General features: G+C 69.8%; 23 protein-coding genes and 1 tRNA gene. 12 read left to right on the forward strand and 12 right to left on the reverse strand.

The window, feature by feature from the left end; all coding sequences use genetic code 11:
* Positions 1 to 210: 210 nt before the first annotated feature.
* The 3 genes from RIE08_02860 to serS are packed head-to-tail and all read left to right on the forward strand — an operon-like array spanning position 211 to position 5776.
* A complete protein-coding gene (locus tag RIE08_02860; protein MEQ8716525.1) occupies positions 211 to 897 on the forward strand; it encodes a hypothetical protein in 687 nt (228 codons plus the stop codon).
* Positions 898 to 943: 46 nt separating this feature from the next.
* On the forward strand, positions 944 to 4432 hold the full coding sequence (locus tag RIE08_02865) for an EAL domain-containing protein (protein MEQ8716526.1): 3489 nt from the start codon (positions 944 to 946) through the stop codon (positions 4430 to 4432).
* Between the two features lie 48 nt (positions 4433 to 4480).
* Positions 4481 to 5776, forward strand: a complete 1296-nt coding sequence (serS, locus tag RIE08_02870; GenBank protein ID MEQ8716527.1) for a serine--tRNA ligase — start codon at positions 4481 to 4483, stop codon at positions 5774 to 5776.
* Between the two features lie 32 nt (positions 5777 to 5808).
* Here the strand turns inward: serS and RIE08_02875 are convergent, their stop codons facing one another.
* Positions 5809 to 6141, reverse strand: coding sequence for a CrcB family protein (locus tag RIE08_02875; protein ID MEQ8716528.1), 333 nt, complete (start codon positions 6139 to 6141; stop codon positions 5809 to 5811).
* Positions 6138 to 6563 (reverse strand): CrcB family protein, encoded by a 426-nt coding sequence (locus tag RIE08_02880; protein ID MEQ8716529.1) that lies wholly within the window; start codon positions 6561 to 6563, stop codon positions 6138 to 6140. The genes RIE08_02875 and RIE08_02880 overlap by 4 nt, the downstream gene beginning before the upstream one ends.
* A 121-nt stretch (positions 6564 to 6684) precedes the next feature.
* Here RIE08_02880 and pdxH point away from each other — a divergent pair, with 121 nt between their 5' ends.
* A complete protein-coding gene (gene pdxH / locus RIE08_02885; GenBank protein MEQ8716530.1) occupies positions 6685 to 7320 on the forward strand; it encodes a pyridoxamine 5'-phosphate oxidase in 636 nt (211 codons plus the stop codon).
* Here pdxH and RIE08_02890 read toward each other — a convergent pair.
* From RIE08_02890 to orn, 6 genes are all read right to left on the reverse strand, one after another.
* On the reverse strand, positions 7272 to 8444 hold the full coding sequence (locus tag RIE08_02890; GenBank protein MEQ8716531.1) for a cytochrome c biogenesis CcdA family protein: 1173 nt from the start codon (positions 8442 to 8444) through the stop codon (positions 7272 to 7274). The genes pdxH and RIE08_02890 overlap by 49 nt on opposite strands.
* A gap of 37 nt (positions 8445 to 8481) precedes the next feature.
* Positions 8482 to 9129: a TlpA disulfide reductase family protein gene (locus RIE08_02895; GenBank protein MEQ8716532.1), complete on the reverse strand. Its 648-nt coding sequence runs from the start codon at positions 9127 to 9129 to the stop codon at positions 8482 to 8484.
* A 287-nt stretch (positions 9130 to 9416) separates the two neighbouring features.
* A complete protein-coding gene (locus RIE08_02900; GenBank protein ID MEQ8716533.1) occupies positions 9417 to 9845 on the reverse strand; it encodes a WhiB family transcriptional regulator in 429 nt (142 codons plus the stop codon).
* 98 nt (positions 9846 to 9943) lie between these two features.
* The gene (locus RIE08_02905) at positions 9944 to 10111 is read right to left on the reverse strand and encodes a hypothetical protein (protein ID MEQ8716534.1); all 168 of its coding nucleotides are present in this window, start codon (positions 10109 to 10111) and stop codon (positions 9944 to 9946) included.
* An 86-nt stretch (positions 10112 to 10197) separates the two neighbouring features.
* Positions 10198 to 11277, reverse strand: coding sequence for an MBL fold metallo-hydrolase (locus RIE08_02910; protein MEQ8716535.1), 1080 nt, complete (start codon positions 11275 to 11277; stop codon positions 10198 to 10200).
* Entirely contained in the window at positions 11274 to 11843 is a 570-nt protein-coding gene (gene orn, locus RIE08_02915) for an oligoribonuclease (GenBank protein MEQ8716536.1), read from the reverse strand. The genes RIE08_02910 and orn overlap by 4 nt, the downstream gene beginning before the upstream one ends.
* 91 nt (positions 11844 to 11934) lie before the next feature.
* Here orn and dut point away from each other — a divergent pair, with 91 nt between their 5' ends.
* The gene (gene dut, locus RIE08_02920) at positions 11935 to 12375 is read left to right on the forward strand and encodes a dUTP diphosphatase (GenBank protein MEQ8716537.1); all 441 of its coding nucleotides are present in this window, start codon (positions 11935 to 11937) and stop codon (positions 12373 to 12375) included.
* Positions 12376 to 12405: 30 nt separating this feature from the next.
* Here dut and RIE08_02925 read toward each other — a convergent pair whose 3' ends face one another.
* Entirely contained in the window at positions 12406 to 12789 is a 384-nt protein-coding gene (locus tag RIE08_02925) for a hypothetical protein (GenBank protein MEQ8716538.1), read from the reverse strand.
* Positions 12790 to 12856: 67 nt separating this feature from the next.
* Between RIE08_02925 and RIE08_02930 the strand changes: the two genes are divergently transcribed.
* On the forward strand, positions 12857 to 13450 hold the full coding sequence (locus RIE08_02930; GenBank protein MEQ8716539.1) for a DUF4031 domain-containing protein: 594 nt from the start codon (positions 12857 to 12859) through the stop codon (positions 13448 to 13450).
* 23 nt (positions 13451 to 13473) lie between these two features.
* Entirely contained in the window at positions 13474 to 14268 is a 795-nt protein-coding gene (locus RIE08_02935) for a DUF108 domain-containing protein (GenBank protein MEQ8716540.1), read from the forward strand.
* Positions 14269 to 14345: 77 nt separating this feature from the next.
* Here RIE08_02935 and RIE08_02940 read toward each other — a convergent pair whose 3' ends face one another.
* Positions 14346 to 15233, reverse strand: a complete 888-nt coding sequence (locus RIE08_02940; protein ID MEQ8716541.1) for a hypothetical protein — start codon at positions 15231 to 15233, stop codon at positions 14346 to 14348.
* Positions 15234 to 15300: 67 nt separating this feature from the next.
* Between RIE08_02940 and RIE08_02945 the strand changes: the two genes are divergently transcribed.
* Positions 15301 to 16527, forward strand: coding sequence for a glycoside hydrolase family 3 N-terminal domain-containing protein (locus RIE08_02945; GenBank protein MEQ8716542.1), 1227 nt, complete (start codon positions 15301 to 15303; stop codon positions 16525 to 16527).
* A 1-nt stretch (position 16528) separates the two neighbouring features.
* Here RIE08_02945 and RIE08_02950 read toward each other — a convergent pair.
* Positions 16529 to 16601: transfer RNA gene (locus RIE08_02950), tRNA-Lys, on the reverse strand.
* An 83-nt stretch (positions 16602 to 16684) separates the two neighbouring features.
* Between RIE08_02950 and RIE08_02955 the strand changes: the two genes are divergently transcribed.
* Entirely contained in the window at positions 16685 to 18130 is a 1446-nt protein-coding gene (locus tag RIE08_02955; GenBank protein ID MEQ8716543.1) for an AarF/ABC1/UbiB kinase family protein, read from the forward strand.
* Between the two features lie 27 nt (positions 18131 to 18157).
* Here the strand turns inward: RIE08_02955 and RIE08_02960 are convergent, their stop codons facing one another.
* On the reverse strand, positions 18158 to 18760 hold the full coding sequence (locus tag RIE08_02960; GenBank protein MEQ8716544.1) for a histidine phosphatase family protein: 603 nt from the start codon (positions 18758 to 18760) through the stop codon (positions 18158 to 18160).
* A 68-nt stretch (positions 18761 to 18828) separates the two neighbouring features.
* Between RIE08_02960 and RIE08_02965 the strand changes: the two genes are divergently transcribed.
* The 3 genes from RIE08_02965 to RIE08_02975 all read left to right on the forward strand — a co-directional run bounded on the left by RIE08_02965 (position 18829) and on the right by RIE08_02975 (position 20909).
* Complete coding sequence (locus tag RIE08_02965; GenBank protein MEQ8716545.1) at positions 18829 to 19068, forward strand: MoaD/ThiS family protein; 240 nt, start codon at positions 18829 to 18831, stop codon at positions 19066 to 19068.
* Between the two features lie 39 nt (positions 19069 to 19107).
* Positions 19108 to 19656, forward strand: a complete 549-nt coding sequence (locus tag RIE08_02970) for a hypothetical protein (protein MEQ8716546.1) — start codon at positions 19108 to 19110, stop codon at positions 19654 to 19656.
* A 110-nt stretch (positions 19657 to 19766) separates the two neighbouring features.
* Positions 19767 to 20909 (forward strand): glycosyltransferase, encoded by a 1143-nt coding sequence (locus tag RIE08_02975; GenBank protein ID MEQ8716547.1) that lies wholly within the window; start codon positions 19767 to 19769, stop codon positions 20907 to 20909.
* Positions 20910 to 20946 lie beyond the last annotated feature (37 nt).

A 20946-nucleotide genomic window follows, 5' to 3' on the forward strand; every position in this document is an offset into this window, starting at 1 on the left:
CCGGTCGCCGGTCCTGTTCGATGCCATGTAGTCAGCTAGCTACGCTGCGTGGCAGTTCGTCCACGTCGGTGTTGTTCGTGTTGCTACTGGGGGAGCCGGGGGAATAGTGGGCCTTGCGGCTCATGTCGAACGACCTATATCGTCTCCCAGTGCTGTCGACCGGCAGCCCCTACGTCACTCTGAGTAGGGATGACCAGCGGGATGGGACCGATGAGGCCACCGGAACTCAGTGACGTCACGTTCCGTCCTGCAGCTGACGCGGCTGAACGCGACCGTGGTCGCCGCCTGCAGGCCGCCGTCTACCGGTCGCGTGGTTTCGTCACGGGCATGGAGCCGGGGGCCATGCTCGTCGACGACTACGTCGAGATCGCCACCTACTTCGTCGCGGTCACCGGCGGCGGTGAGATCATCGGCTCGGCGCGTCTCATTCCAGGCGAGTTGGTCGTCCCGCCGACCCTGAACACCTTCCACCTCGATCCGCCCTCGCGGGAGATGGTCCGTACGGTGGGCCTCGACCGGATCGCCGAGGTCGCCTCCCTCGCAACGGATCCCACCGCCCCCTATCCGTCGTTCGGCGTATCCGCCGGCTTGTACCGGGCGATGCTCCACCACTCATTGGGCTCCGGCCGCCGCCACGACGTCTGGGTCGCTGCGGTGGAACCGGCGCTCCTGCGCATCCTCCACCGGGTGATGCGCATCCCACTCGACGTCATCGGGGACCCGGGCCCCTACTTCGGCGCTGAGCGGACACCCATCCGCATCGACCTCGTTCCGGGAATGACCCACGTCCGCCGCCACGAACCGGAGGTGTGGGACTTCTTCCAGACGGGAATGGTCATCGACCTCACGAGGTCGGATGCGCCCGCTGCCGCCCGCGCCGACCGCACCGAGGGCTGACGGAGTCCGGGGTCGGCTGTGGCACAGTCACGCAACCGCCATCCTCATGATCGGACCCGCGCGTGCCGATCCTGACACGGTCGTGAAGACAACTACCTGGCGCTGGGTGCTCGCAGGGGGCACGGCCGCCGCGCTCATCGGCGTGGCGGGAGGAGTGTTCGCCGCGCTCGCACGAGGTCTCGTGGTGGTCGGCTTCGTCGTCGTGATCGTGACGGCGCTGCGCCGCACCGCGGCACTCCAGACCCGCCCGTGGATGGTCGTCGCTGCCGGCGGCCTCGTCACCACCCTGTCCGCGCTCATCCGCGTCGTCCACGGTGCCATCGTCGACGAGAGGTACCCCTACCCGTCTCCCGCGGACCCCGTCGTCTTCGTGGGTTACGGTCTCATCGCCGCCGGTGGGGTGTGTTTCCTGAGGGCGCGTACGAAGACGCCCAGCATCGACGCCGGCGTCGATGCCGCACTGGTCACCGGGCTCGCTCTGTTCCCGCTCGCGACCGTCGTGATGCCCCAGTACTTCACCGACTCGTCGGTGGTGATCTACGAACGCGCGGGCACCGCCTTCTACCTCCTGCTCGTCGGCGTCCTCGTCTTCGTCACGGCCCGGTTGTCCTTCGGGCCGGGCGAACGTAACCAGTCGTACTACCTCCTCGCCGTCGCCGGAGCGATCCTGATCTCCAACGACGTCTTCCTGCGCCTCGACGCGGCGGGCTACGACCAGGCCCTCGACGCAGCGTTCACCATCGCCCCGTTCGCCTTCGTTTTCGCCGCGGCGGCGATCACGCACCCGGGAGCGGCGCGCCTCACCTCCGAACCGGACTTCAGGCCGCGCCGCCTCACGTCGCGACGCATCGTCTTGTTCTCCGCTGTTCTCGTGAGCGGCCCTCTCATGCTCGTGGCCGCGGCGCTGGACTGGACCGACGCCAACGAGATCGTCGTGGCCGTCTGGTCGGGTTTGCTCTTCGTGCTCGTCGTCGTCCGCACGATCGGCCTCGTGCGCGGCCAGCAGAACATGGCCGATCGTGAGCGGGTCCTGCGAGATGCCAGCGCCGCCCTGGTGAACGTGAACACCCCGGCTGAAGCCGATGACGTACTGTGCCGGGCCGCGCTCGGCCTCGTTCCCGCGCGGCCGGTGGCGAGCGTCGCCATCATCGACAACGACCGACCTGACGGCACGTTCACCACCCTCGTACGGGACCGGCGATCCGCCATCGTCAGGTCCGAGCAGAGTCGCCCCGCGTCCCTGCCCGCCGAAGTCCGCGAGTCGGTCCACTTCGAAGAGGTCGGGCCCGCCGCGAACGAGGACGTCCTCGCCGCGCCACTCGACGGCGAGGGCCACCGGCTCCTCGTTGTGAGTACCACCTCGCTCCCGCCGATGTCGCGGGACGCACTGTTCTCACTCGCCGAGGTCGGCCGCCTCGCCCTCGAGTCGCTGTCGACCCGCGAGGAGCGGCACCGGCGACGCAGTGACCGACGACTCCGTGCGCTCGTGGAGCAGTCATCCGACGTCTTGATGGTCCTCGACGGGGACCACCGGATCTCGTTCATCTCGCCATCGTGTCGGCGCCTCATCGGCCGCCCGGACAACGAGATCATCGGGCGGGTCGTCCTGGATCTGGTTCACCCGGAGGAACGACGCGCGGTCGAACGCCTGCTGGCGCGGCACCGCGACCAGGAGATGGTCGAAGCCCGCCTGCGCACGGATGCCACATCCGACGACCGCTGGTTCGAGGTGACGTGTCGGGACCGCAGTGCGACCGCCGATGTCGGCGGCGTCGTCGTCACGGCTCGGGACGTGACTGAGCAACGGCGCGCGGAGCAGCAGATCGAACGCAGCGAGGCCCGGTTCCGGTCGCTCGTCCAGCACACCGGTGACGTCGTCTGCGTGACCGATACCCAGGGCGTCATCACCTATGTCAGCCCGGCCATCGAGGAGGTCCTCGGCTACAGCGCCGCCGACGTGACCGGCGCAGACCTCTTCGACGTTCTCGACGAGGGTCCGGCCACCCACCGCCTCTCCAACGCCGTCCGCCTCGGGTTGACCGGTCGCCTCGACGTCGAGGTGCAGACGACGGCGCGCGACGGCCTCGTACGGATCCTCGACGTGACGGTGACCGACCTGCGCAACGACCCCGCGGTCGACGGGGTCGTGCTCAACATCCGCGACGTGACCGTGCGCCGCCAACTCGAACAGGACCTGCGCCACAAGGCCCACCACGACGAGCTCACCGGCCTCGCCAACAGGACACTGTTCACCGAGCGACTGGAAGAGGCCCTGCGCAACGAGGCCTACTCGGGTCTCGTCGCTGCCCTCTTCATCGACCTCGACGAGTTCAAGGACGTCAACGACAGCCTCGGCCACGTCGTCGGTGACGTGGTGCTGGGGAGCATCGCAGCCCGACTCCAGTCGAGCCTGCGTCTCGGTGACATGGCGGCGCGATTCGGTGGCGACGAGTTCGCGGTCCTTCTGACCGGCGTGTACGGCGAGTCCGAGATCGATGCCATCGCCGACCGCCTCCTCGCGAGGATCTCCGAGCCGCTAGCCGTCGATGGACGGTCCCTCGACATCACGGCATCCATCGGGATCGCCGTCGACGAGGACCGCACGTCGGAGGCGTCCGACCTCCTGCGTGCCGCTGACGTCGCGATGTACCGGGCCAAGGAGGCGGGCAAGGGTCGTCACGAGATCTTCGAGCAGCACATGCAGGACCGGGCCCTCGAACGCCTCGAGCTGCGCACCGCGCTCGGCCGGGCCATCGACGCGGACCAACTCGAGCTGCACTACCAACCGATCGTCGACCTCAAGTCCACAGCGGTGTGCGGTGTCGAGGCGCTGCTGCGCTGGCAGCACCCCACCCGCGGTTGGATAAGTCCGGGTGCGTTCATCCCCCTCGCCGAGGAGACGGGTCTCATCGTCCCGATCGGCCTGTGGGTCCTGGAGAGAGCCTGTCGCGACGTCGCTCGTTGGCACGCAGAGGGGCACACCCCCTACCTCTCGGTCAACGTCTCGGGCCGTCAGCTGGTGGAACCCGACGTCGTCAACGCGATGTCGCGGATCGTCGTGGAGTCGGGCCTGGATCCCAAGGCGATCGTTCTCGAGGTGACCGAGACGGTCCTGCTACCCGACGAGCCCCGCACCCGCCAACACATCGCCGAGTTCCGACGCCGTGGGTTCCGCGTGGCCATCGACGACTTCGGGACGGGCTACTCGTCGCTGCAGTACCTGCACCGCTTCACGCCTGAGATCATCAAGATCGACCGTTCGCTGGTCGGTCCCCTGGAGCACGGCGACGACGGAGCGATGGCCGAGGCCGTCATTGACCTGTCCCGCCGGGTGGGCGCCGAGGTGGTCGCGGAGGGGATCGAGACGCCCCGCCAGGTCGATCAGCTGCGGATACTCGGCGCACGGTACGGCCAGGGCTTCCTGTTCGGTCGCCCGGCTCCGATCTCCGATGGCTTCCCGGTCATCTCCTATGGCGACCCGCAGATCCCGCAGACCCCCGGCTTCGAGCGTCGCAAGTCGACAGAGTCCCACTGACCTGGTCCGGTGTCGGCGGCGGGTTCACCGCCGCTACGGTCCTCCCTCATGCTCGACGTGAGACTTCTGCGCAGTGACCTCGACGGCGTGAAGGCGGCCATCGCCAGTCGCGGTGAGGACACTTCGGCCCTCGACGAGATCGCCGAACTCGACGAGAACCGGAGGCGTGTCGCCGCCGAGCGTGACGACCTCCGCAGTCGCGTCAAGGCACTGTCGAAGCAGATCGGGGGCCTGCACCGCGACGGTCGTGGGGATGAGGCGGCCACTCTGACCGAGCAGAGTCGCGAACTCGGTGAGAGGGAGAAGGCGCTCGACGCGGAGGCCGAGAGGATCGACGCCATCGTGCGCGATGCCCTGCTGCGGGTCGGCAACATCCCGTCGGCGGACTGCCCGATGGGGACGTCGGCCGAGGACAACGTGATCCTCCGCACGGAGGGGTTCGACCCGGCCGGCTACGGAGAACATCAGAAGGTCCCACACTGGGACTTCGCCGTCGCCGGTGGACTGCTCGACGTCGAGCGTGCGACGAAGATGTCCGGCGCGATGTTCGTCATGTACCGGGGTCTGGGCGCCCGGTTGGCGCGGGCCCTCGTCCAGCTCGCGCTGGATCGCAACGGTGACGTCTTCGAGGAGATCCGCCCACCGACGCTCGTGCGTACCGAGACGATGGTGTCCACCGGGCACCTTCCCAAGTTCGCCGATGACGCCTACCACGCGGAGCGCGACGACCTGTGGGCCATCCCGACGGCCGAGGTCCCGCTCACCTCGCTCGCCGGCGATGAGATCCTCGCCGAGGCCGACCTGCCGACGCGCCTGATGGCGCACACCTCCTGTTTCCGACGCGAGGCCGGGTCCGCCGGTCGTGACACCCGGGGTCTGTTGCGCGTCCACGAGTTCGACAAGGTGGAGATCCTCGCCTACACGACTCCCGACCAGGCCGCCGATGTGCATGCCGACCTCCTGGCCCGGGCGGAGTCGCTCATCGCCGATCTCGGGCTCGCGTACCGCATCGTCGACATCTGCACCGGCGATCTCGGGAACTCGGCGGCACGCACCTGGGACGTGGAGGTCTTCGCCCCCGGGGCTGACCGCTGGCTCGAAGTCTCCTCGGTGTCGTGGTTCAGCGACTACCAGGCCCGTCGGGCCAACATCCGCTACCGGCCGACGGAAGGCTCCGGGACGGCCATCGTGCACACCTTGAACGGCTCGGCTCTCGCCGTGCCGCGTGTGTGGGCGGCGCTGACCGAGACACACCGTCGTAGCGACGGCTCCATCGCTGTTCCCGAGTGCCTGCATCCCTACATGGGCGGCATCGAGGTCATCGAGGTCGCTGCCGCAGGCTGACGCCCCGGTTCCGGGCCCGTCGCCGGGTGGGCTCAGGCGATCTCCAGGCCGAGGACAGCGGCCGCCGTGCCGGCTACGAGTGTGACGCAGCCGTAGAGAATCCCACGTACCACCCTGCCGGTGCGCGCCATCACGGCGATCTCCTGCGCGACCGTCGAGAACGTGGTGAACGCGCCCAGGCCGCCAACCCCGACGGCGGTCATCGTGGCGCTCGACGTCGCGGCGAGGGTACCGAGGAGACCGGCCCCGAGCGTGTTCACGAGCAGCGTCCCGGTGGGCCACGTCGGTCGGTTCAGCGAGTGGACCGCGCCCGCCCGTGCGAGCGTCCCGACGATCGCGAGGGCCACGAATCCGATGGCGGTCATGTCGCCGGTCCCGCCGTGGCGGGCGGTTCGCGCCGCAACGCGGGCACGGCGCGAGTCGCGGCTGCCCCGACGATCGCGGCCGCAACCCCGGCAGCGATCGATCCGAGCCCCCAGATCAGCGCGGTTCCCCATTCGTCGGACCGGATGCGGTCGGCGAGGTCTACAGCGAGGGTCGAGAACGTCGTCAGGGCCCCACAGAAGCCTGTGGTCACGGCGAGTCTCAGATGGGGCCCCTCGCCGGTGGGTCGGGCCACCCACGCGGCGATGACAGCACCGAGTAGGAGGCTCCCCGCGAGGTTGACGGCGAGCACCGCCCAGGGCATCTCACTGTCCGGGGCCGCTTCGACGATCACCCAGCGCGTCCCCGCTCCGGCCAGTCCGCCCAGAGCGATCCATGCGGGAGCCGTGGACCTCGCGACCATGGCGCCGACCTCCCGTCTGCTGCCCGACGCGCCACCTGCCACGGCGCCCGACCGTACCCGGACCTCGGCAGGCGCACGGCCATCGCCTCGTCGCACACACACGGGCACCACACTGGTGGGGATGGAACTCGACGCGTTCCGGGACCTCAACATGCGCCAGGGCCTCGATGAGGCTGACGCGGCGGGTGATCCCGTGACCCAGTTCGGTCGTTGGTACGACGATCTCGCCCGGATCGGCTATCCCGACCGTGAGGCGGTGGTGGTCGCGGTAGCCGACGCCGAGGCGACGCCGTCTGCCCGGCTCGTCCTGCTGCGGGACTTCGACGAGCGCGGTTTCGTCTTCCACACGAACTACCGCAGTCCCAAGGTCGTCGCCGTCGAGGCGAATCCCCGGGCGGAACTGCTCTTCGCCTGGGTGTCGATTCGTCGCCAGGTGAGGGTGGGTGGAATCGTCAGCCGCCTGGACCCGACGGAGTCCGACGCCTACTGGGTGACACGTCCGCGAGGGAGTCAGATCGGCGCCTGGGCGTCGGACCAGAGCGAGGTCATCGGCGGACGCACCCATCTCGAGAGCCGGGTGGCGGAGATGAAGCGGCACTTTGCAGGTGGTGCCGTGCCCCGGCCGCCGTGGTGGGGCGGACTCCGGGTGGCTCCGAGCGTCGTCGAGTTCTGGCAGGGGCGACCCGACAGGCTCCATGACCGTCTGCGCTACCGGTTGGTGGACGGCTCCTGGGTGCTCGAGCGGCTCGCACCCTGAGGCGTGACCGGCGGGCGGTACCGCCGGGCACCGAGTCTGCGTCGGGCACGGAACGTGACGAACACCGCCACGATCACCGCCGCGAGCACCTCGAAGAGCGCGGGCCAGCGCAACGGGTCGGTGAACCAGTTCCCCATCCGCTCGGGGACGTCGACAGCGGTGCGGGCGACCGGCAGGATGAACAGCTCGAACCGGTAGTTCACGGACTCGACGAGCGCCCACAGTGCGAAGACGCCCCAGCTCACGACGCGACCCTGGAGAGGATCGAGGATCGGGCGGACGGCCCATACGACGAAGCCGGCGAGGATGAACGACGCTGCCACGGCGATCTTCGTCGGGCCGACGTCGCTGGCCCAGTTCTGAAGTGTCGACTGGAACTCGAGCGACTCGCGCACCAGGGGATTCGTCGAGATGTTCCCGCGTAGTGTCTGGATCTCCCACCAGCCGAAGACCACCAGGAAGACACCGGCGAGGACGAGGAAACCCCCCGACACGCGGTTCACGTACGGAAGGAATCTGCGCAGGAACGTGGCGATCTCGGTGCGGGCCATCGACATGCCCAGGGTGAGCACCATGATGACGAGGCTCATCCCGGCCCCGTAGGCCAGGAAGACGAGTGTCCCGTCCACCACGCTGCGGCTGGTGAAGGAGGTGACGACCGTCCCGAAGAAGATCGCGGCCGTACATCCCAGGGAGACCACCGCATAGGACACGCCGAACAGGAACACCGAAGGCAGGTCGCGGGTACGGCCGCCCTTGTCCAGCCGGGGCAACATGAGCTTCGGCTCGTAGCCCGCCAACATCGAGATGCCGAGCGGCACCATCGCAGCGCCGAGTACGAGGGTCGCCCAGGCGATCCTGCTCTCGATCGCGGAACGGCTGACGATCGTGGACGCGACCACACCGATGGAACCGAAGAACACGAGGAATCCCGCGGTCAGTGTCAGCCCGACGACCAGACCACGGATGATGTTGCGAGCCGGGTTCGTCTCGTCGTCGGACTCGAGGCCGAGGAAGTACGAGAGGTAGGCCGGCAACATCGCGAACCCGCAGGGGTTGAACGCCGCCACGACGCCCTGGGAGATGGCGAGGGACAGCAGGGTCGCGAGCCCGATCTGCTCCATCAGCGAACACCCGGTGCGGCGAAGGGACCGGCGGACTTCACACGCCGAACTCCTCGGCGATCAGCTCACGGAGCTGGTCCGCGGTGAGTGGTCCGGCCCACCGTGTGGCGATGGTGCCGTCGGCGTCGACGAGGACCGTCGTCGGCATGGCGAAGCCGCGGAAGGCCTGAAAGATGCCCTGCGTGTCGTCGCGCGCGAGGGCGTAGCGCACGCCCGTTCGTTCGACCAGGGCGTCGGCGTCGGCCGGATCGTCCAGGACGTTGAAGCCGATGAACGGCACCTCGGCACCGACCTCCTCGAAGACCGCCTGGAAGTCCGGCATCTCCGCGACGCAGGGTGCGCACCACGACGCGAAGAAGTTGACCACGAGTGGCTGTCCGGCGAAGTCGTCGAGGGTTCCGGCGGTCCCGTCGAAGTAGGTGAACTCGATCCGGGGCGCGGGTGGATCGTCGCTCGTGTCCTCGGCGCCGACATCGGGTGCCGCGTCCGGGTCGTCGGGGGTGATCGTGAGGCCGCCGTCGTCCCGGTCGCCCGGTGAGTCCGCGCCAGCCGATGTCGCCGAATCGTCACCGCCGCAGGCGGCGGCGATCAGAGCCATCGCCAGGGCGGCGATGAGCAGGCGGGGGCCGCGCGCGCGACCCGGGTTCGTCGAGGATGGTTCACGGCGGCTGCGTCGGCGGGTCATCGGGCTCGTCTCACGGTTCGGGGGTCGGACCGTCGCCTGAACCCTAGGGCCGACGTGGGGGCCGGCGGCAGTCGGGCTCGCTGAAGTCGGCGACGTGGGGTGAACCCTGAACCGGTGATGGCGTATTCCGCCCTGTTCGGACCGCGCCGGGCGGATTCCGCCGCCGGGCCGGGGCTCGACGAGACGTCGCCCCGGCCCGGGATGTCGGCGGAGACCGTCCGGGGCCACGGGTCATCGGGGCGGGTGGCCCGACGGGGGTCGGTCGGGCCACCCGCCCACCCTCTGGCTCAGGCGGTGAGCAGGTACTCCAGGTGATCGGGGACCGGGAGCATCGTGTAGATGTCGTCGGCACGGGGGTTCTTGGAGGGCCGTCCACGCCGTCGCTTGACGGTCACGATCCGGCCGTCTTCGAAGAGCTGCCCGCCCCACACGCCGGCCGCTTCGCCGCGGGCGACCGCGCCCTCGAGGCAGGGCACCATCACCGGGCAGCCGGCGCAGATGCGCTTTGCCGCCGCGATCGAGGGCAGGTCTTCGGAGAAGAAGAGGTCCCGTGTCGTGGGGTCGGCGTCGCGGCATGCCGCAGCGAGCCTCCATGTCTCGTCGACCGTCCGGGCCGCCAGGTTGGCGGCGGGGCCTTCGTCGATCGTCATCTCGAGATCGAGAGTGGAGAGGTCGGTGAGGGTCTCGTCTGGGTGTCGGGTTGCCGGGGCGAACATCGGATGTTTCCTCCAGGTTCGGTTCGCGGGCGAAAATGCAAGAAGGCCGCCGGATTTCCGGCGGCCTTCGGAGTCGTTGTCGTTCTGTCAGCGGGTGCTCACAGGGGCGACTCCTCAGGCCACGGGTCGATCGTGATGGCGTAGCCGGTACGGAAAAAACCGGCAGGGGCCACGACGAGACCCTCGAGATGCGCGCCGTTCCAACGCAGGACGCGCGCGGCGGACCGGGCGGTCCGCTCATTCGTCACGTGGAGTTCCTGCTTCATCGAATCGGCTTCCTGGGGGGCTGTTCGTCCGGGGACAAGGTGAACACGCCTGCCTGCGGGCGTCAACCGAATAATCGGAAGAGTTCTCAGCCGGCGTCTCGCGGGCCGGAATCGGCCGGATCCGACGAGGTCGCGTCGTAGACGAGGACGCCGTCACGGTCGGAGACGGTGACGTGTCCGTGCAGTCGCAGATGCTCGAGGTGCGTGTACGTCTCGCTGTCGGCCAGGTCACCCCACACCGCCGGCCGGAAGATCTCCTTGGACAGTTCCCGGACGGTGGCGGAGCCATGGCCGACGGCCGCCTCGCGGAGGCGGTTCAGACGCTCGCGATGGTGATCGGCGATCTCGTCGGCCCTCCCCGCCAGATCGCTGAACGGGTGCCCGTGGGCGGGTGCCACGACCGACACGTCGCTGAAGTCGTGCATGCGCCCCAGCGAGTCGAAGAAGGCGTCGAGGGGATCGGGCTGGCTGTTGAACCCACCGATGTGGGGGGTGATCGTCGGAAGGACGTGATCGCCCGAGAGCATCACGCCCTCGACGGGGTCATACAGGCACAGGTGGTCGTGGGTGTGCCCGGGCGTGTGGACCGCGACCCAGTCGCGCCCTGCGAGGGAGATGACGTCGGCCTCGACCAGGCCGACGTCGCGCGTCGGTGTGCGGTACCACCGCTTGTCCACCCCGAGCGCGTTCCACCGGTCGACCTGTTCGGGCCTGGGCTCGCGGCGTGAGCCCCACGGAGTGACGACCGATCGCGCCCAGGGCGGGACCACCTCGGGCTCCTCCGGATCGACATCGTCGATGTCGAGCATCTCCGCCGCCTCTGAGGAATCCCAGAAGGAACGGAACGAGGCATGCGCGACCACCCGCGCCCCGGACTCGTCGCGCAGCCGCGCCGCGCCACCGAAGTGGTCGTAGTGGGAGTGGGTGACGATGATCGTGTGCACCCGCTGCACGGATTCGCCCGCCTGACCGAGACGGTCGACCAGCGCCTGCCACGACTCCTCGCCGGGAAGTCCGGGGTCCACGACGGCGACGCCGTCAGCGTCCGGGAGGATGTAGCAGTTCACGTGGCCCAGTCCCGGTAGCTCCACCGGCAGCTGACTGCGAATCACGCCGGGAGCGAGTTCGGTGAGTTCCGCCGTGGCCGGTTCGGCCTCCTGCTTCACGGCGTCTGCGCCGCTTCGGGCGCGGGGTCGTCTGCCGGCTGGAAGATCGTCGAGCGGTAGTACCGGAGTTCCTCGATGCTCTCGCGGATGTCGTCGAGGGCGCGGTGGCCGGTGGCCTTGCGCGGGGCGCCCGACATCGCTTCGGGATACCAGCGGCGGCCGAGTTCCTTGATGGTCGAGACGTCGACCGAGCGGTAGTGGAGGAACTCCTCGATCTCGGGCAGCCACGCGGTGAGGAAACGTCGGTCGGTTCCGATCGAGTTACCGCACAGCGGCACCGAGCGCTCCTCGCTGATGTGCTCACGCAGGAACGACATGGTGGCGTCGCCGGCGGTCGTGAGATCGACGGTCGATTCGCGGATCGCCGCCAGCAGGCCACTGCGCTGGTGCATGTCCCGGACGAAGTCGCCCATGGTGGCGAGAACCTCGTCGGGTTGGTGGATCACGAGGTCGGGCCCCTCGGCGATCACGTTCAGATCGTCGTCGGTCACGATCGTGGCGATCTCGACGATGTGGTCCTTCGTGGCGTCGAGGCCCGTCATCTCGAGGTCCATCCAGGCCAGCACGGCTGCCGAGGGTACCCCGCCGGTCGCGTCGCCGCCCGGAGTCACTCTGCGGCTCACCGTGGAGCCGGGCGCGACGGGTACTCTCGCCGACATGTCCGAGATCCCCATCACCCGCCTCGACCCGGATCTACCACTCCCCGGCTACGCGAAGCCCGGCGACGCGGGCGTCGACCTGCGCTCCACAGCGGACGTGGTTCTGAGCGCCGGCGGCGGCCGATCGCTCGTGCCCACCGGCGTCGCGATCGCGATTCCGGAGGGGTACGCCGGCTTCGTGCAGCCCCGCAGCGGCCTCGCCCTGAAGCACGGGGTCACCTGCCTGAACACCCCCGGCCTCATCGACAGCGGCTATCGCGGTGAGCTGAAGGTTCTGCTGGTCAACACCGACCCGACAGCGGACTTCACGGTCACGCGGGGCGAACGCATCGCGCAACTGGTGATCCAGGCCGTCGAGCACGCCCGGTTCGTCGAGGTGGACGAGCTACCTGACTCGGAACGGGGCGCAGACGGATTCGGATCGAGCGGAAAGCACTGAGGTCGGTCCGTCGGCGCCCGCCGAGCCCGTTCAGTCCCCGTCGTCCTCGTGGTCGTCCCGTGCCTTGACCAGCAGGATCTTCGGCCTCTCCCGGTCGATCTCGTAGAAGTCGACCAGGCCGCCGGCGATCTCCGCGAAACGTGCGGCCCTTTCGGCAGGGATGTCCCCCCCGTCGAGCACGGCGAGCTCGACCGTCACCCTTGCCGGTTCGGCATCGAAGGCGACCGACATTGCCGTGTCCTGCGCGGCGGGCCCGAGCAACGCGATCACGGCTTCGTCCATGGCGAGGCGGAGGTCGTCGATCTCGGTGAGGGTGTAGCCCCGACGCAGCGCGAGGTTCGCGGCCGCAGCGCGGGCGACCCGGCCGTACTCGGCTCGTGCCGGGAGCTCCATCGAGATGCGGTCACCGCTCATCGGGACCAGCTTGCCATGACATGGTCGTGCGCGCCGTGAGCATCCATCGAGTTCCCGGCCTCCAGCCGTGACCGTCTACGTCGATGCCGCCCGCTGGGAGTGGAGCGGTCACCTGTGGGCGCACCTCGTGAGCGACGAGGACCTCGATGAGCTCCACGCCTTCGCCCGCGAGGTGGGGCTGCGGTACCTGTCCTTCGGGCTGGACCACTACGACATCCCCGAGTTCGCGTTGGATGTCGCGATCGGCCTCGGGGCCGAGGCCGTTTCTTCGCGCGAGCTCGCCCGTCGACTCGTGAGCTCGGGGCTGCGTCGCCGCGTCGGCCATGGGGCGCGCCGTTGGCGACTGGCCGCCGGTGGTGCCGCCCCGTTCGACCCGAAGGTCTTCGCATCCGTGGAGGTTCCCGGTGGTGGGGTCACAGCGGGGTCGATCGTGCGCGCCGTCGATGCGGGGCTCGCCCACGTTCCCGGTGGCGAATGGCGTCTGCTGTGGCGCCCCTCCGAAACCGTCGTGATGTTGCAGTGGGATCCCTCCTCGGTCGACGCGGCTGATCACGCCGACGTGGCAGGCGTCGTCGCCGAGCTGGCCGGCGACACCGCCGACCGTGTCGTGACGGCGCGCGACCCGCGTGGGGCGACGGTGGAACTCGTCGTCGTGGCGTGAGCGCCTCCGGTACCGTCCGCTCCATGGACGAACCTGCCATCCGGGTCGGGCTCATCGGACACGGTGCGATCGGTTCGGTGATCGCCGACGGGCTGGTTTCCGGCACGGTCGACGGTGCGGTGCTGGGCGGGGTCCTGGACCCGGTGGCGCCGCGCGTGGGCCACGTCGTCGCCTCGGTCGATGAGCTTCTCGAGACCGCTGATCTCGTGGTCGAGGCAGCCGGCCACTCCGCTCTCGCGACCTACGCACCGACCGTGCGTTCCGCGGGGGCCGACCTGCTCGTCGTCAGTGTCGGCGCGCTCGCCGATGACGAGCTCCGGGCGGTCGTGACGGCCCCCGCTCCGGGGCGGGTGTTGCTCACGACGGGAGCGATCGGAGGGTTCGACACGCTCCGCGCGGCCATGTTGCTGGGCCGTCTGGACACGGTCTCCATCACCTCGACCAAGCCCGCCCGCAACCTCGTCCGGGACTGGATGGCGCCTGGGACGGTCGACGCGCTGACAGCGGGCAGTGAGCGCGTCGTCGCCTTCGAGGGCACGGCCCGGGAGGCGGCCCGACGGTTCCCGGAGTCGGCCAATGTGTGTGCGACTCTCGCCCTGGCCACCGTCGGGCTCGATGCGACGGTGGCGCGCCTCGTGGGTGATCCCACGGCGACCACCGTGCGCCATGTCGTGGCTGCCGAAGGCGCCGCCGGTCGCTACGAGTTCTCCTTCGAGAACCATCCGTCGCAGGCCAACCCCAAGACCTCCGCCATCACGCCGTATTCGGTCCTGCGCGCCCTGGGGGATCTGACGAACCTCACGTGGAGCTTCGTGTAGCACCCACGGGTTACGCCGTGTACATCTCTGGCGCAGCTCTGCTGCGCGAGGACGTCACTGGTGACGAACGGGGCCTGCTACTCGGAGTCCTCTTGCTCCTCTTGTTCTTCTCGGGGGAGGGCCGGGGGGTCGAGGGTGGCGCACTCGTCGGGAGCGAAGTCGATGTAGAGGTCCCGGCCGCTGCGGAACGAGACCACCTCGCCGAGTTCCACTTCGAACACGATGCGGAAGTCCGCGTCCGTCTCGTCGGTCGGGACGAACGTGGCGGTGACGCCGTCCTCGCCGTCGCTCACCGTCTCGAGCGCAGAACCGAGGCCGGATTCGAGTTCGTCGAGCGTCGTGCCCACGCCGTACCCCGACCTCGTGCGGATGTCGGGGTTCGTGATGTCCACCCGCTCGATCGTGTTGCGGATCACGTAGAAGGTCACACCATCGGGCCCCTGGCTGGGCGTCACCGGGACGCAGGGCGGGAACGGCGGATCCGGTAGCCCGTCCCAGGTGGTCGCCGCGGCCACGGCCGCCTCGTCGGGGGTCATTCCGAAGATGATCTCGTCGAGGCCGACCGTCGACACCGCCGAGTCCTCGGTGAAGGCCTCGTCGGCGAGCTCGTAGGTCGTGGTGGTGGTCGGACCGGGGTCGGTCCCGTCGTCGTCTCCGGCGTCGTCACCGTCATCGGTCGACCCGCTGGCATCATCGGTCCCGTCGTCGCCGTCTCCGGTGGACCCGTCGCCGTCTGTCGAGGCGCCGTCGTCGGCCGTGTCGTCGCCTCCTGCAACGGGGGGAGTGGTCGTCGTGGTGGTGGAGTCGCCGGTCGCCGTGTCACCGTCGGTGGCGTCGGCCGTGTCGTCGCCGGCGGCCGACGTGTCGTCGTCGCCACCCCCGCAGCCCGCGGCGAGTACCGAGACGGTCGCGATGACCGCGAGAAGGGCGAGGATCGGTCGGGCGGGGCGGTGGCGGCCGGTCACGCTTCCAAACTACGTGAGCGTGACGGGCGCGTAGCGTCACCCGGCTGCGCTCCTACAGTGGCGCTCCGTGTTCCGCCGAACCCCGTGCATCGTCGCGATGGCCATGTTCGTCGCGGTCGCCCTGGTCGGTGGTGCCTGCGGTGGCACCGACGAAGCGTCCTCGCCTGCGCCGACGACGGTCCTGCCGACGACGACGCTTCCGCCCACCACGACGGTCCCGCCGACGACGACGCCTCCGCCCACCACGACGGTCCCGCCGACGACCACGACGGTCCAGCCCACTCCGACGGAGTGCGCGGCCGCACTGCCCCTGCGGGTCCGGCTCGGTCAACTGCTGGTGCCCCTCGCCACCGAGGCCGATCTCGCCGACGCGACCGTCGCGGCAGCCGGTGGCGAACTCGGCGGGGTGGCCCTGCTCGGCACACCGGGGCCCGGTCTGGCCGACGCACTGGCCGCGCTGCGCGCCGCCGCGCCCTACGACCTGCTCGTGGCTTCCGACGAGGAGGGTGGCACCGTCCAACGCCTCGACGGGCTGCTCGGACGACTGCCGTCAGCGGCGACCGTGGCCGCCACCGTCGATCCGGATGCCGCCCGCGAGCAGGCACGCGTATACGGAGAGGGGATGGTCGCGCTCGGTGTGAACGTCGTATTCGCACCCGTCCTCGACGTCGGTGGGGGCCCCGGCATCGGCACGCGGTCCTACTCCGCCGACCCACAGGTGGTGGCGGACTACGGCACAGCGGTGGCGGCTGGTTTCGCCGACGCCGGCGTGGTGCCGGTCCTCAAGCACTTCCCGGGCCACGGTCGCGCGTCGGCCGACTCGCACGTCTCCCTTCCCACGGCGCCGCCCGTCGACGAGTTGCGCGCCGTTGACCTCGTGCCCTATGAGCGGGCCTTCGCGGAGCTCTCAGAGCCCGTCGCCGTCATGGTCGCCCACCTCGACGTGCCGGGACTGACCGACGGGACGGCGACGAGCCTCTCCCCGGCGGCCATCGACGGGCTGTTGAGAACCGAGCTCGGGTTCGACGGCCTCGTCTTCACGGATTCGCTGACGATGGGGGCGGTGGCGTCCCTGGGCATCGTCGAGGCCACCCGGCTGGCGCTGGTCGCGGGTGCCGATGTCGCCATCGTCTCCAGGGTGGCCGACGTACCACCGCTGATCGACGGCCTCGTCGCGGCGGTCGATGCCGGCAGCCTCGACGGCGCGGTGATCGACGACTCCGTGGCCCGGGTGTTCGCCGCGAAGGGTCTGGATCCCTGCGACGTCGCACCCGGGGTGTTCACAGGTGGGTGAGTGGGCCGCCTGGGGCTCGAACCCAGCACCTTGAGATTAAAAGTCTCCTGCTCTACCCGATGAGCTAGCGGCCCGGCGTAAGGGTAGTGCCGCCCGCCTCGCACACTCCGGCCCGCCGGGCTCCACCAGCGTCCCCGGCGCCCAATATGGTGTCGCGGTGCCAACCGCCCGTCGAAGCGTCACCGCAGGAGTCGCCGTCGTCGCTGCCGGAGCGGGTGCGGTGGTCGCGGCGCTCTCGGACCCGACCCGCAAGGCCCAGGCACAGCGCTGGATGCGGATCTCCCGGCTGTCCGCACGCCGGGCGGTCACCTACGCGTCGACCAGGGTCCGCGGCCGCAACGCCGACGAGGAACGCCGCCGGGAGTTGGATTCGCAGTTCGTCATCCGCACCGCCGAGGACGTCACCCGTGAGCTCGGCCAGATGAAGGGCGCGGTCATGAAGGTCGGGCAGCTCATGTCCTTCATCGTCGAGGGGCTCCCGGAGGCTGCCAAGGAGTCGCTCGCCAGCCTCCAGGCGGACGTTCCGCCGATGGCGCCGTCTCTGGCCGCTGAGGTCATCGCCACCGAACTCGGCGATCTGCCCGAGAAGATCTTCCTCGACTGGGAGCCCGTCCCACGCGCGGCCGCCTCCATCGGTCAGGTCCACAAGGCGGTGCTGCGCGACGGTCGTGAGGTCGCCGTCAAGGTCCAGTACCCCGGTGCCGGCGATGCCATCCGGGGTGACCTCGCGAACGCGAAGGTCCTCACGCGGGCGTTCTCGATGTTCGCCTTCAAGTCGCTCGACGTCGAGACCATGGTCACCGAGTTGCAGGCCCGCATGGGCGAGGAGCTCGACTACGAGCTCGAAGCCTCGCGCCAGGACCGGTTCCACCACCGCTACCGCGACCACCCGTTCCTGGCGGTACCACGGGTCATCGACGAGTTCACCACCGGCAGGGTCCTGACCTCCGAGTGGGTCGACGGCATGTCCTGGTCCGAGTTCGAGGCCTACGCCGGCCACGACCTCCGCCAACGCACCGGCGAGGCCCTGTTCCGGTTCCAGCAGGGCGCCATCTACCGGGCCCACGAGTTCAACGCCGACCCACATCCCGGCAACTACCGTTTCTGGCCCGACGGCCGGATCACGCTGCTCGACTTCGGGTTGGTCAAGCAGTGGACCGAGGAGGAGCGGGCCTCGCTGTGGCCGATCATCGATCCGCTGCTGGACCGTGACGTCGAGGCCACCGTGAGCTGCCTCGTGGCGGCCGGCTTCCTGGTACCCGACCACGGTCTCGACCCCCAGCACGTCTTCGAGTACGTGTCGACGCCCTACGAGCCGTTCCTGGTCGAGGAGTTCACCTTCACGCGTGAGTTCACGAAGGCGGCGCTGAGTCGCATCGCGGACCTCAACGGCCCGTACGCGGACGTGATCAACTCGATGACCCTCCCGTCGTCGTTCGTGCTGCTCGACCGGGTGGTCTGGGGAATCGCGGCGATACTCGGCCGCCTCGAGGCGACCAACCGCTGGCGCGGCATCCTCGCGGAGTACCGCGCTGAGGCGGAGCCGTGTACGGAGTTGGGCCGGTTGGAAGCGGCCTGGTTGGCTGACCGTCGCGGCTGGTGACAGGGGCGGTTGCGGGAGACGCAGCCGTCAGATCTGGGCCGGCGTGGTGGCGCGTCGGTCGTTCTCGTCGATGAGCTCCACCCGTTCGCCCAACTCGACAGCGTCCGCGGTCACCATGACCCACCGGCCCGCCAGGTTCGGGACGCGTACCCAGCTGTGGCCGTCCCGGCGTTCCAGTGCGTTGATGACCCCGCCGTGGGTGACGACGAGCATCGGCCCGGGGGCGCCCGAGGCGATGTCGCGCAGCGCCGTCGTGACGCGCCCGACGAGGTGGGCGTCGTGTTCGTAGCCGGGGGGGCGTCGTCCCTCGTGGAGGTAGCGGGGCCACCGGACTTCGATCTCGCGGCGGGTGAGTCCCTCCCACGGGCCGGCGGTCCGTTCTCGTAGCCCTTCTTCCACCCGTACCAGATCCTGGCCGGTCTCGGCAGCGACGATCCGCGCGGTCGTGTGGGCCCGGTCGAGATCGCTGGATGCGATGCCGACGAGATCGCCCATCCTCGCGACCTGTGTCGCGGCGAGCGCGGCCTGTCGTTCCCCCAGTTCCGTCAACGGAGGGTCGGCCTGACCCTGCCAGCGGCCGACGGCATTCCACGTACTCTGGGCGTGGCGGATGAGAAGCAACCGTGTCACGGGGCGACACGCTACCGGCCGCGTCGTGAGCAGTTCGTCGCCGCCCTGCGGAGCCGTAGGATCTGGTCATGGCCACGCTGCGACTCTTCGCGTCGATCCGGGAAGCCGCCGGCACGGGGACCGAGGAGATCGACGCCCCGACGGTCGGTGCCGTGATCGACGCGGCGAGCGAACGCTATGGCCCCGGATTCACTGCGCTGTTGGGAACGTGCCGGATCTGGCTCAACGGCGAGCCCGCCGACCGGTCCGACATCGTGGGTGTCGGCGACGAGGTCGCCGTGCTGCCGCCGGTCTCGGGTGGGGCCTGAGCGGGCGCAGTCCCGCCCGGCGCTAGCCTGATCATCCGGATGGAACCGGGCATCGACACCATCATCTCGGAAGGCTTCGTAGCGGGCCTGGCCGACCTCCCCCTCGAAGAGGTCCGCGCCCGTCGCACCGCTGCGCAGCGCTTCGAGAACGCCGTGTCCTACGTGCGTCGTCTCGCCCACGGCCGCCTCGACATCCTCGGTTCCGAGGTCGCCCGGCGCGACGACGGCGCGGGCGTGTTCGAGGACCTCGTGGGGGCACTGCGGTCCTCTCTCGGCGGGGGTGCGCAGAGCCGTACCGCTCCCGAGTTCGGCCTGCCGGCGCGCGCCCCCCAGGACCTCGAACCGACGGCGGAGGCCGACCCGCTGGTGGCCGACCTCGACGTCGCCGTCAGCCCGGGTCTGATCTCCGCCGTGGCAGAGGCCTCCGATGAGGAACTCGCCGCGGCTCTGGTGCGACTCAACGCGTTCGAGGACTCGATCTCCGCCCGCCGCCGGGCGCTGCACGAGACGTTGGACGCCCTCCAGGCCGAAATCGTCCGGCGTTACCGAGACGACGGTGTCGACGTGAGCTCGGTTCTCGGCCGGTGAGTTCGCTGGATCCGTGCGCGGGCGAAGGGACGGACCGCCCGACGCGTGTCGCTGTCCTGTCGCTGCACACCTCCCCGCTCGTGCAACCTGGATCGGGGGACAGCGGCGGAATGAACGTCTACGTCCGTGAGCTCGTCGCTGCGCTCGCCCACGTGGGGGTGTGCGGCACCGTGTATGTCCGGCGGTGGTCCCGGGACCTCCCCCGGGTCGTCGGCGTCGAGCCGGGCGTACGTGTGGTCCACGTCGACGCAGGCCATCCGGATCTCCCCAAAGAGGAACTTCCCGGGATCGTCGACGCCTTCACCCGTGGGGTGGTGGACGACATCGTCGCCACGGGCGGTACCGATGCCGTCCACGCGAACTACTGGCTGTCGGGTGTCGCCGGTCACGCCATCAAGCACGAACTCGATCTGCCCCTGGTGTCGACGTTCCACACCCTCGCGCGCGTCAAGGCCGAGAACGGCGACCTCGAACCGCACAGGCGTGTGGCCGAGGAGACCCGTGTCGTGGCCTGCAGCGACCGGATCACGGCGTCCTGTGTCGCCGAGGCCCACCAGCTCCAGCGCCTCTACGGGGCCCCGGCCGACCGGATCGAGTTGGTCGCCCCGGGTGTCGACCATGCGCTGTTCTCGCCTGGCGACCGCACCGCGGCGCGCCGCGCGCTGGGCCTCGACGACCGCCCGACACTTCTGTTCGTCGGGCGTATCCAACCCCTGAAGGGTCTCGGCGTCGCGGTGGCCGCCCTGGCTGCCCTGGAGGACGAGACGGCCCGCCTGGTGGTCGTCGGTGGCCCGTCGGGCCCCGACGGGCCGGAGGAGTTCGCACGGGTGTTGGATCTGATCGCCGCGCACGGTCTCGCCGATCGGGTGGTGTTCGTCCGACCTCAGCCCCATCACCTCCTGTCGACCTACTACCGCGCGGCCGACGTCTGTGTCGTGCCTTCCCGCAGCGAGTCCTTCGGCCTCGTCGCCCTCGAGGCGTCGGCGTGCGGCACCCCGGTCGTGGCGGCTGCCGTCGGCGGTCTGCGGACGCTCGTCGACCACGGCCGCACGGGGTTCCTCGTGGAGTCGCGTGATCCGGCGCGCTACGGGGCCTTCATCGACGAGATTCTCGCCAACCCGATCGTCGCCGCCGAGATGGCGATGGACGCCGCCAGCGCCGCCCGGGCCTACACGTGGTCGACGACGGCGGAGCGGCTTGCGGGCGTGTACCGCGAGCTCACGAGTTCCCAACTCGTCGACTGCGCGATGTAGGGGGCTGGGCGCACCTGTGCGGGTTCGCCCATGATGC

This window comes from Acidimicrobiales bacterium (assembly GCA_040219085.1).
Taxonomy (GTDB): Bacteria; Actinomycetota; Acidimicrobiia; order Acidimicrobiales; family JAVJTC01; genus JAVJTC01.